9 protein-coding genes and 2 pseudogenes are annotated in these 9,905 nt (G+C 67.2%); 8 read left to right on the top strand and 3 right to left on the bottom strand.

Annotation, left to right across the window (positions count from 1 at the left end; translation table 11 throughout):
- The 3 genes and pseudogenes from ACR2JA_RS15160 to rpsU all read left to right on the top strand — a co-directional run.
- Positions 1–803: sterol desaturase family protein (locus ACR2JA_RS15160; protein ID WP_434009912.1), on the top strand; the 803-nt coding region annotated here is incomplete at its 5' end.
- Between the two features lie 4 nt (positions 804–807).
- Positions 808–2,028, top strand: coding sequence for an NAD(P)/FAD-dependent oxidoreductase (locus tag ACR2JA_RS15155; RefSeq protein WP_434009911.1), 1,221 nt, complete (start codon positions 808–810; stop codon positions 2,026–2,028).
- Positions 2,029–2,222: 194 nt separating this feature from the next.
- Positions 2,223–2,435 (top strand): annotated as a pseudogene (rpsU, locus tag ACR2JA_RS15150) (30S ribosomal protein S21).
- Between the two features lie 51 nt (positions 2,436–2,486).
- Here rpsU and ACR2JA_RS15145 read toward each other — a convergent pair.
- A complete protein-coding gene (locus ACR2JA_RS15145; protein ID WP_434009910.1) occupies positions 2,487–3,407 on the bottom strand; it encodes a LysR family transcriptional regulator in 921 nt (306 codons plus the stop codon).
- A 70-nt stretch (positions 3,408–3,477) separates the two neighbouring features.
- On the opposite strand from ACR2JA_RS15145, the gene lysA reads away from it, so the two are divergent.
- The 3 genes from lysA (at position 3,478) to ACR2JA_RS15130 (ending at position 6,514) form a co-directional block, all read left to right on the top strand.
- Entirely contained in the window at positions 3,478–4,716 is a 1,239-nt protein-coding gene (gene lysA / locus ACR2JA_RS15140; protein WP_434009909.1) for a diaminopimelate decarboxylase, read from the top strand.
- Between the two features lie 40 nt (positions 4,717–4,756).
- Positions 4,757–5,218, top strand: coding sequence for a GatB/YqeY domain-containing protein (locus ACR2JA_RS15135; RefSeq protein ID WP_434009908.1), 462 nt, complete (start codon positions 4,757–4,759; stop codon positions 5,216–5,218).
- A 93-nt stretch (positions 5,219–5,311) separates the two neighbouring features.
- Positions 5,312–6,514, top strand: a complete 1,203-nt coding sequence (locus ACR2JA_RS15130) for an ABC transporter substrate-binding protein (protein ID WP_434009907.1) — start codon at positions 5,312–5,314, stop codon at positions 6,512–6,514.
- A gap of 10 nt (positions 6,515–6,524) precedes the next feature.
- On the opposite strand, the gene ACR2JA_RS15125 is transcribed toward ACR2JA_RS15130, so the two are convergent.
- Both ACR2JA_RS15125 and pmbA read right to left on the bottom strand, forming a co-directional pair.
- Positions 6,525–7,412 (bottom strand): DMT family transporter, encoded by an 888-nt coding sequence (locus ACR2JA_RS15125; protein WP_434009906.1) that lies wholly within the window; start codon positions 7,410–7,412, stop codon positions 6,525–6,527.
- Between the two features lie 89 nt (positions 7,413–7,501).
- Positions 7,502–8,935 (bottom strand): metalloprotease PmbA, encoded by a 1,434-nt coding sequence (pmbA, locus tag ACR2JA_RS15120; RefSeq protein WP_434009905.1) that lies wholly within the window; start codon positions 8,933–8,935, stop codon positions 7,502–7,504.
- A gap of 172 nt (positions 8,936–9,107) precedes the next feature.
- On the opposite strand from pmbA, the gene yjgA reads away from it, so the two are divergent.
- Together yjgA and ACR2JA_RS15110 are read left to right on the top strand one after the other, a co-directional pair.
- Complete coding sequence (yjgA, locus tag ACR2JA_RS15115) at positions 9,108–9,776, top strand: ribosome biogenesis factor YjgA (RefSeq protein ID WP_434009904.1); 669 nt, start codon at positions 9,108–9,110, stop codon at positions 9,774–9,776.
- Positions 9,769–9,905: pseudogene (locus tag ACR2JA_RS15110) on the top strand (molybdopterin adenylyltransferase); the annotation flags it as partial. The gene yjgA and the pseudogene ACR2JA_RS15110, both read left to right, overlap by 8 nt.

The raw sequence follows: 9,905 nt of genomic DNA, 5'->3' as shown, positions 1-9,905 counted from the left end.
TCGATCCGAACTTCGCCGACCACACGCCCTACATCGGCCTGGACTGGTTGATCCTGGACCTGCTGGGGTCCGCGCTGATCTTCATCTTCATCGAGAAGCTGTTCGCCCTGCGCAAGGACCAGCCGGTGTTTCGCCCCGAGTGGCAGACTGATCTGCACCACTTCATCGTCAACCACATGCTGATCGGCTTCATGCTGCTGGCCACCAATCTGCTGGTGCATAAGCTGTTCGGCTGGGCGGCGGTCGACGGCGTGCGTGGCTGGGTCGGCGGGCTGCCGTTCTGGGTGGCGCTGCCGCTGATCATCCTGGCGGCCGACCTGGTGCAGTACTGGACGCACCGCGCCTACCACGAGGTGCCACTGCTCTGGCGCCTGCACGCGGTGCACCACAGCGCCAAGCACATGGACTGGCTGGCCGGTTCGCGCCAGCACGTGATCGAGATCCTGATCACCCGCACGCTGGTGCTGGTTCCGGTCTACATGCTGGGGTTTTCCAAGGACGTGATCGACGCCTACATCATCGTGGTCGGTTTCCAGGCGGTGTTCAACCACGCCAACGTCAGCGTGCGGCTGGGGCCGCTGCGCTACCTGATCGTGACGCCCAACTTCCACCACTGGCACCACAGCCAGGACCAGGAGGCGCTGGACAAGAACTATGCAGCCCACTTTGCCTTCATCGACCACCTTTTCGGCACCGCCGTCAAAAGCGACCGCGAATGGCCCGAACGCTACGGCGTGCTGGGCGACTACGTACCCAACGGTTTCTGGAAACAGGTGAAGTTCCCCTTCGTCTGGAAAGGCTGAGCCCGTGCAGACCTTCGATGTGGTGGTGGTCGGCGCGGGTGCGGCCGGCCTTTTTTGTGCGGGCATGGCCGGTCAGCGCGGCCTGAAAGTGCTTTTGCTGGACCACAGCGAGAAGGTGGCCGAGAAGGTGCGCATCTCCGGCGGTGGTCGGGCCAACTTCACCAACCGCGACATCGACGTGCGCCAGCCGCACAAGCACTACGTCGGCGAGAACCCGAACTTCTGCCGCTCGGCGCTCTCGCGCTACACGCCGGCCGACTTCATCGCGCTGCTGCAGAAGCACGGCATTCCCTTCCACGAGAAGCACAAGGGCCAGCTGTTCTGCGACCGCTCGGCCGGCGACCTGATCGACATGCTGCTGGCCGTGTGCGCGGCCGGTGGTGTGACACGCTGGCAGCCCTGCGGCGTGAAAGACCTGCGCGTCATGGCCGACGGGGGCTACGAACTGGACACCGACCGGGGACCGGTGCAGGCGCGCAAGGTCGTGATCGCCACCGGGGGCCTGTCGATCCCGGCCATCGGCGCGACCGACTTCGGTTTCCGGGTGGCCAAACAGTTCGGTCTGCGCACGGTGGAACCGCGCCCCGGCCTGGTGCCGCTGACCTTTGATGGGGCCGGCTGGGCGCCCTACGCCGGCTTGGCAGGCCTGGCGCTGCCGGTGCTGATCGAAACCGGCGACAAGAAGAACAAGACCGTGTTCGCCGAAGACCTGCTGTTCACGCACCGCGGCCTGTCGGGCCCGGCGGTGCTGCAGATCTCCAGCTACTGGAAACCGGGCACACCGATCCGCCTCAACCTCGCGCCCGAGGTGGACCTGCCGGCCGCGCTGGCCGACGCCAAACAGCGCTCGCGCAAGCTGCTCGTGAACGAACTGGCGCAGTGGGTGCCATCCCGCCTGGCTGAAGCCTGGGTCGAACAGGACAAGGAATGGCAGCGCCCGGTGGCCGAATGCAGCGACAAGGCCCTGGCGCGGCTGGCCGAGCGCCTGGCCCGCTGGGAACTGGTGCCCACCGGCACCGAGGGCTACAAGAAAGCCGAGGTGACGCTGGGCGGCGTCGACACCCGCGACCTGTCGCAGCAGACCATGGAATCGAAACAGCCGGGCCTGTATTTCATCGGCGAAGTGGTGGACGTGACCGGCTGGCTGGGCGGCTACAACTTCCAGTGGGCCTGGGCCAGCGCGCACGCCTGTGCCATGGCGCTGGGCGCACCGGAAAACCACTGATTGGCGACGTCGGACGGGCCTTCAACGCCGCAAAACGCTGGCAAACCCGATCGACAAGGCTATAATCCAAGGCTTTGCTGGCAAACCCCCGTCGGCCAATACTAGTTAACAGGCGGGGGAACTTTGCAGAAACGATGCCCGGGCCCGATCTTCCCGTTCATCCTCTTTCTGTGCATTCTGGAATCTTTCCTTCAATGACGACCATCCGTGTTAAAGACAACTAGCCGTTCGACGTCGCTCTGCGTCGCTTCAAGCGCACCATCGAAAAACTGGGTCTGCTGACCGACCTGCGCGCCCGCGAGTTCTACGAAAAGCCGACCGCCGAGCGCAAGCGCAAGAAGGCCGCCGCCGTCAAGCGCCACTACAAGCGCGTGCGCTCGATGCAGCTGCCCAAGAAGCTGTACTGATCCTTCAGTCGCTTCGGAAAAAACCCGCTCAGGACGCTGCAGCGGGTTTTTTTACGTCTGTACGGCACCGGACAGGCGGGTTTTCAGGGCCACGGCTGCCTCGACCAGGGCGGCCTCGAAGTCGGCCCGCAGCGGATGCTCGGTGCGCCAGCTCGGGCGGATCAGCGCCACGTGGAAGGGAATCCTCACGCTCAGCGGCTTGACGACCAAGCCTTCCCCGGCCAGCTCCAGCGCCGTCAGCGGGTTGACGATGCCCAGCCCAAGCCCCTGTCGCACCAGGGCGCAGACGGAGACTGCGCTGGGCGTTTCCAGCCGCAGGTCGCGCGCGACGCCCGCCGCTGCAAACAGCGCGTCCACCTGCTGGCGGTACGGATCGGCGGGCGCGAAGCTGATGAAGGACTGGCCCGCGAAATCGCCCAGCGCCAGCACCGGTTTGTGTGCCAGCGCGTGTCCGGCTGGCAGCACCGCCACCTCGTCGGCCACCAGCAGGGTCTGCAAGGTGCAGGCGGCCGGCGCTTCGTGGCGTTCGGACAGCCCCAGGTCGAAGCGTTGTTCCGACAGCGCCGCCTCCAGCTGCGGCGATTCGATGGGGGTCAGTCCCACCGCCGCCTCGGGCTGCTGCAGCGCAAAGCGCCGGATCGCGTCGGGCAGCAAGGCGTGCGAGAGGGCCGGCAGGCAGGCCAGCTGCAGCCGGCCGTGCGCGTATGCCCTCAGCGACACAGCGGTGGCGGCGATGCGTTCCAGCCCCACATAGGACTGCTCCACCTCCTCCATCAGCGCCAGTGCCCGCACAGTGGGTTTCAGGCGGCCCTTGACCCGCTCGAACAGCACAAAGCCCAGCACCTGCTCCAGCCGCGCCAGTTCGCGGCTGACCGTGGGCTGCGAGGTGTGCAGCAGCTCGGCCGCGCGCGTGACGTGGCCGGTGCCCATGACGGCACGGAAGAAGTCGATCTGGCGGTGGCTCAGTTTCATATCAGTTTTGAATCGATGTTGAATTATCTGGCATTGCTCAATATGACCAGAACCGGGATCATCCGTGCCCATGAACCCCTTTTCCGACACCCTGCTCCAGTCCCTCGCCCGCCAGCACGGCACCCCGCTGTGGGTCTACGACGCCGCCACCATCCGCGCCCGCATCGCCGAACTGCGCGCTTTCGACACCATCCGCTTCGCGCAGAAGGCCAACTCCAACATCCACCTGCTGCGCCTGATGCGCGAGCAGGGCGTGGTGGTCGACGCGGTCTCGCGCGGCGAGATCCTGCGCGCGATGGCCGCTGGCTTCACCGCTGAAGTGAACGACCAGGGCGCCTCGGGCATCGTCTTCACCGCCGACCTGTTCGACCATGCGACGCTGGCCACGGTCGTGGAACACCGCGTGCCGGTCAACGCCGGCTCCATCGACATGCTGCACCAGCTGGGCGCGGTCTCGCCCGGCCACCCGGTGTGGCTGCGCATCAACCCCGGTTTCGGCCACGGCCACAGCAACAAGACCAACACCGGCGGCGAGCACAGCAAACACGGCATCTGGCACGCCGAGCTGGACGACGCCCTCGCCGCGGTGAAACAGCACGGCCTGCAACTGGTGGGCCTGCACATGCACATCGGCTCCGGCGTGGACTACGCGCACCTGCAGGCCGTCTGCCAGGCCATGGTGGCGCTCGTGAAGCGCGCCGGCTCGGACCTGCAGGCCATCTCGGCCGGCGGCGGCCTGTCCATCCCCTACCGCGAGGGGGAGCCTCGCATCGACACCGCCCACTACTTCAGCCTGTGGGACGACGCCCGCCGCAGCATCGCCGCCCACCTGGGCCATCCGGTGCACCTGGAGCTTGAACCCGGCCGATTCCTGGTGGCCGAGGCCGGCGTGCTGGTGACCGAGGTGCGCGCCACCAAGCCGATGGGGGCGAACCGCTTCACGCTGGTGGACGCCGGCTTCTCGGACCTGATGCGTCCTTCCATGTACGGCGCGTACCACGGCATGGGCCTGATCCCGGCCGACGACGCGCCGCGCGCCACGGTCGAGACCGTGGTCGCCGGCCCGCTGTGCGAATCGGGCGACGTGTTCACCCAGGCCGAGGGTGGTGTGGTGCTCACGCGCGTGCTGCCGCAGGCCAAGGTCGGCGATCTGCTCGTGCTGCACGACGCAGGGGCCTACGGCGCCTCGATGTCCAGCAACTACAACAGCCGCCCGCTGGCGGCCGAGGTGCTGGTGGACGGCGACAGCCACCGCCTGATCCGCCGTCGCCAGACGGTGGAGGAGCTGCTGGTGCTCGAAGAGGTCTGAGAAAATCGACGGTTTTCCAGAACAACCAAGAGAGAACACCATGAGCCTCAAGGAACAGATCACCGAAGACATGAAGGCCGCGATGCGCGCCAAGGACAGCGAGCGCCTGGGCACCATCCGCCTGCTGACGGCTGCCATGAAGCAAAAGGAAGTCGACGAGCGCGTGGAGCTGGAAGACACCATGGTCATTGCCATCGTCGACAAGCTCATCAAGCAGCGCAAGGACAGCATCGAAGCCTTCACCAAGGCCGACCGCATGGACCTGGCCGACAAGGAAAGCGCCGAGATGAAGGTGCTGCAAGCCTACCTGCCGGCGCGCCTGTCGGCCGAGGAGGTGGCGGCCGAAGTCAGGGCCATCGTCACCGAACTGGGCGAAGAACTGGGCCAGAAGGTGGGCCCCGGCGACATGGGCAAGGTCATGGGCGCGGTCAAGGCCAAGCTGGCCGGCAAGGCCGACATGGGCCAGGTCTCGGCCGCCGTGAAGGCCGCGCTCGCAGGCTGACGAAAGCCTGAATCTGTGACGCGGTTTCAGGGTTAACCGCGTCACACCGACCACATCGCGGTTCCTACACTCGCGGCACTTCCTGGAGGCCGCATGCGTTTTCCCCGCTTTCATCTGACCTGGGCCCTCGGGCTGTGCGCCACGCTGGTGGCCGCGACCGCCGTGGCCCAGCCCGCCCAGCCGGTCCGCATTGGCGTCATCGGCCCGTTCAGCGGCCCGTCTTCTGATTTTGGCAACCCCATGCTGCACGGCGTGCAGCTGGCGGTGGACGAGATCAACGCGGTGGGCGGCTACCTGGGCCGGCCGCTGGAGCTCGTGATCAAGGACGACCAGGGCAACCCCGACGCGGGCCTCAAAGGCTCGCAGGAATTGGTCAAGGAAGGGGTGATCGCCACCATCGGCTTCTGCAACACCGGGGTGGCGCAGAAGTCCCTGGACACGTTCCAGAACGCGCAAGTACCTCTCATCATTCCCTGCGCGACCGGCACGCCGCTGACCGCCAAATTCCCGGCCGCGCAGAGCTATGTTTTCCGCACGTCGGCGCGCGACGCCATCCAGGCGCCGTTCGTGGTCAACGATCTGGTCAAGCGCGGCTGGACCAGGGTGGCCATCTTCGCCGACACCACCGGCTATGGCGAAGCTGGCCTCAAGGACGTTGAGGCGGCGCTGGCGGCCAAGCAGCTCAAGCCGGTGTACGTGGCGCGTTTCGCGCTCGGCGTCAAAGACCTGAGCAAGGAACTGGCCGCCGCGCGTGAGGCCGGGGCCAATGTGCTGTTCAGCTACACCGTCGGCCCCGAGAACGCCACCATCGCCAACGGCAAGCGGGACCTCAAGTGGGACGTGCCCCAGGTGGGCGCCTGGCCGCTGTCGTTCCCGTTCTTCATCAACGGGGCCAAGGCCGCGGCCGACGGCGCGCTGATGGCACAGACCTTCATCGCCGAACCGAGCAACGAGCGGCGCGCCGCCTTCCTGAGCGCCTACAACCGCAAGTACCAACAAAAGATCGCTGTGCCCATGTCCGCCGCGCAGTCCTACGACACGACCTACCTGTTGACGTACGCGATGTTCGCGATCCGCGACGGCAAGTTCACCGGGCCGGCGCTCAAAGCCGCGCTGGAAAACATCCCGCGTGTGTACTACGGCGTGGTGGCCACCTACGACAAACCGTTCAGCCTGGACGACAAGGACGCCGTGACACCCAACATGCTGGTGATGGGCAGGGTCAAGAACGGCGCGGTGACATTCGCCTACCCGGAAGACGCCCGCCGCAACCTGTTCGTGCAGCGCAAGCAGTGAGGCCAGCGCCTCAGGCCAGGATCAGTGCGGTGCCGGCGACCGCCAGCAAGGCGCCCAACCAGGCGCCATCCGCGGGCCGCCGGCGGTAGACCGCCCACAGCAACGGCAGGATCAACACGGGCGTCAGCGAAGAGAAGATCGCCACCAGTCCGGCCTGGCCGTCGCGCATCGCGCGCAGGATGAGCGTCATGCCCAGGGCCATGGCCACCGCGGCACTGAGAAAGATCAGGCCGGCATCCTGCCGGCGCAATGAATCCTTGGCCCGCGCGCCGTGCCAGCCAGATGCCAGCAGGAGTCCGTGGGCCACCAGGGCCAGACTCATGCGCACAGCCGACGCGGCCACCGCGTCGACGCCGCTGCTCATCAGCGGCTTGAGCATCAGCGTCGCCACCGACTGGCACAAGGCCGCCAGCAGCCCCAGCGCCACGCCGACGGCCAGCCGGCCCCGGGTCTGCTCCCATTGGTGTTGTTCGTCCCCGCGCTTGCCGCGGACCACCGCCAGCATCACACCGCCCACCAGCAGACCGCTGCCCAGCAAAGCCCAGCCCCAGAGCGTTTCGCCGAGAATTTGCGAGGCGAGGAGGCCGGAAAACAGGGCATGGGTGGCGAAAAGCACGCCCGAGCGCCGCGGGCCGAGCCGGTTCATGCAGGCAAATAGCGCCGTGTCCCCGACGAAGATGCCGATCACGCCCGACAGCCCGAGCCAGGCCACCGCAGCCGCGTCCAGATCACGCCAGCCACCGCCCACCAGGGCCAGCGACCAGAGAATGGCGCTGGCGAACAGCATGCGCCAGCGGCTGAAGGCGAACGCCCCCAGCCGTTGCGCAGGCGATGCGGAGAACAGGCTGGACACCGCCCAGCAGGCAGCAGCGGCGACGGCGAGAAGCTCCGGACGCATGCGCTTCAGGGGCGCGCAGCCACCGGCCGGATCCGCAACAGCGCCATCGGACGCGTCCCGTCACCGCGGCGCGGCGGGAAGCGCACGCGTCAGCTCCCCGCCACCTTCATGCGGTTGACCAGCATGGAGCCCACCGTCTTGGCGCCGTAGTTGTAAGCATCGGCACCCACTGCCTCGATCCCCTGGAACATGTCCTTGAGGTTGCCGGCGATGGTGATTTCGTGCACCGGGTAGGCGATCTCGCCGTTTTCCAACCAGTAGCCCGACGCGCCGCGCGAATAGTCGCCGGTCACGTAGTTCACGCCCTGCCCCATCAGCTCGGTGACGAACAGGCCGCGGCCCAGCTTCTTGAGCATGGCCTTGAGGTCGTCGCCCGGTTGCGTCAGGCGGCTGGTCAGGGTGAGGTTGTGCGAGCCACCCGCGTTGCCCGTGGTGCGCATGCCCAGCTTGCGGGCCGAGTAAGTGGACAGGAAGTAGCCCAGCACCTTGCCGGCGCTGAGCACCTTGCGCTGCTGGGTGCGCACGCCTTCGTCGTCGAACGGCGAGCTGCCCTTGCCGTTGATCTCGTGCGGGTCGTCCACGATGTCCAGGTGCTTGGCCATCACGCGCTTGCCCAGGCTGTCGTTCAGGAACGTGGTTTTGCGGTACAGCGCGCCGCCGCTGGTGGCCTGCACGTAGGCACCCAGCAGGCCCGCGGCCAGCGGCGATTCGAACAGCACCGGGCACTCGGTGGTGGCGATCTTGCGGCCGTTCAGGCGCGCCAGCGCGCGCTCGGCGGCGTAGCGGCCAATGGCCTGGGGGCTGGCCAGGTCGCCCGGCGCGCGCTGCGAGCTGTACCAGTGGTCGCGCTCCATGTGCGCGCCCCTGCCGGCGATGGGCGCCACCGACAGGCTGTGGCGCGAACTGGCGTAACCGCCGCTGAAGATGCCAGGCCGACCGCGTTCACCGCCCCGCAGGTGCGCCGCGAAAAAGTGCGATTGCTGGGCCGACACACCGGCGCCCTCGCTGTTGCTGATCTTCTTGCTGGTGGCAAAGGCCGCGTTTTCGCAGGCCAGTGCCAGTTCCACCGCCTGTTCGGACGTCAGCGCCCAGGGGTGGAACAGGTCCAGGTCCGGGTAGCTGTCGGCGATGTCCTGCGCGTCGGGCAGGCCGGCGGCCGGGTCTTCGGCGGTGAAGCGGGCAATGTCGTACGCCGCCTGCACCGTCTGGCGAATGGCCGTAGCGGAAAAGTCCGAGGTGGACGCGTTGCCGCGGCGCTGCCCCAGGTAGACGGTGATGCCCAGCGACTTGTCGCGGTTGCGTTCGACATTCTCCAGCTCGCCCTTGCGCACCGACACGCTCAGGCCCGAACCTTCCGAAACCTCCACACCGGCGTCGACAGCGCCCAGCTGCTGGGCATGGGCCAGCGCCAGGTCGGCCAGTTCCTCGAATCGGCTGCGCGCGTACTGGAAGCCGGGCAAGGGCTGGTCAGCGTTCACGGGAGGTTGGGAAGGGGTGCGGGCGGAGGATGCGGGGTTTTTCATGTCGGCGGCTATGATACCGGCCGGTCCACTTTTCACCCGCCCAGCACGCAACGCCCCTACCCGCCGCTCCGGCGGGCGGCCGTCCAGACCCGCACGGAACCGGCTTTGCCGGACCGCGACGGGTGCCCCAGCAGGGGTTGACGCCGAAGGCATCGCAGGGGTTACTTTTTTCATGTCCCGCAAACCCCCCAAAGGCTATTACGTCCGCGGCCAATTCGTTGCCGAAGGCAGCGAACTGGACCAGGAACTCAAGCGAGAACTCAAGGGTTCGGTCGACATGAGCAAGACCGACCTCAAAAAGCACAGCGACCACCTGCAGGCGCTGGGCGAGAGCCTGCTGACCCTGCGACGCGACCTGATGGCACAGCTGCGCGAGCAGCACGAGGACATCAGCGACAAGCTGATCGATGCCCTGGTCGAGGCCAAGCGCATCACCAACTTCGAGGGCAAGCGCCGCCAGATGCAGTTCATCGGCAAGCTCATGCGCAAGCTCGACGACGGCACCATCGCCGCCATCGAGGCCGCGCTGGAAGAACAGCGCAAGCCGTCGGCCCAGGCCACGCTGGCCCTGCACCAGGCCGAGCTCTGGCGCGACCGCCTGATCGCCGACGACGACGCGCTCACCACCTGGCTGCAGTCCGCCCCCGACACCGACGTGCAGCAGCTGCGCACACTGATCCGCCAAGCCCGCAAGGACGCCCAGGCCGTGACCGAGCGCCCGGGCGAAGCCCAGCGCCACGGCAAGGCCTACCGCGACATTTTCCAGATGGTGCGAACGGCGCTGTCGCGCGACGACGAGACCGCCGAAGGCGACACCGACCACGAGGACGACCATGAGTGACACCTGCGACGCGGTGCGCATCGGCATCGTTTCCATCAGCGACCGCGCCAGCAGCGGCGTGTACGAAGACAAGGGCCTGCCCGCGCTCAAGGAATGGCTGGGCCGGGCGCTGAAGAACCCCATCACGTT

Origin of the sequence: Hydrogenophaga sp., from assembly GCF_051007235.1 — a bacterium.
Classification (GTDB): domain Bacteria; phylum Pseudomonadota; class Gammaproteobacteria; order Burkholderiales; family Burkholderiaceae_C; genus Hydrogenophaga.
Note: the sequence above shows the minus strand (reverse complement) of the source record. Positions and strands in the feature narration are given on the sequence as shown.

What these genes read in the sequence shown, in the direction of transcription:
- ACR2JA_RS15135 (WP_434009908.1), top strand. Translation starts at nt 4,757, where the DNA reads ATGAGCCTCAAGGAACAGATCACCGAAGACATGAAGGCCGCGATGCGC.
- ACR2JA_RS15125 (WP_434009906.1), bottom strand. Translation starts at nt 7,412, where the DNA reads ATGCGTCCGGAGCTTCTCGCCGTCGCCGCTGCTGCCTGCTGGGCGGTG.
- ACR2JA_RS15145 (WP_434009910.1), bottom strand. Translation starts at nt 3,407, where the DNA reads ATGAAACTGAGCCACCGCCAGATCGACTTCTTCCGTGCCGTCATGGGC.
- ACR2JA_RS15130 (WP_434009907.1), top strand. Translation starts at nt 5,312, where the DNA reads ATGCGTTTTCCCCGCTTTCATCTGACCTGGGCCCTCGGGCTGTGCGCC.
- pmbA (WP_434009905.1), bottom strand. Translation starts at nt 8,935, where the DNA reads ATGAAAAACCCCGCATCCTCCGCCCGCACCCCTTCCCAACCTCCCGTG.
- lysA (WP_434009909.1), top strand. Translation starts at nt 3,478, where the DNA reads ATGAACCCCTTTTCCGACACCCTGCTCCAGTCCCTCGCCCGCCAGCAC.
- yjgA (WP_434009904.1), top strand. Translation starts at nt 9,108, where the DNA reads ATGTCCCGCAAACCCCCCAAAGGCTATTACGTCCGCGGCCAATTCGTT.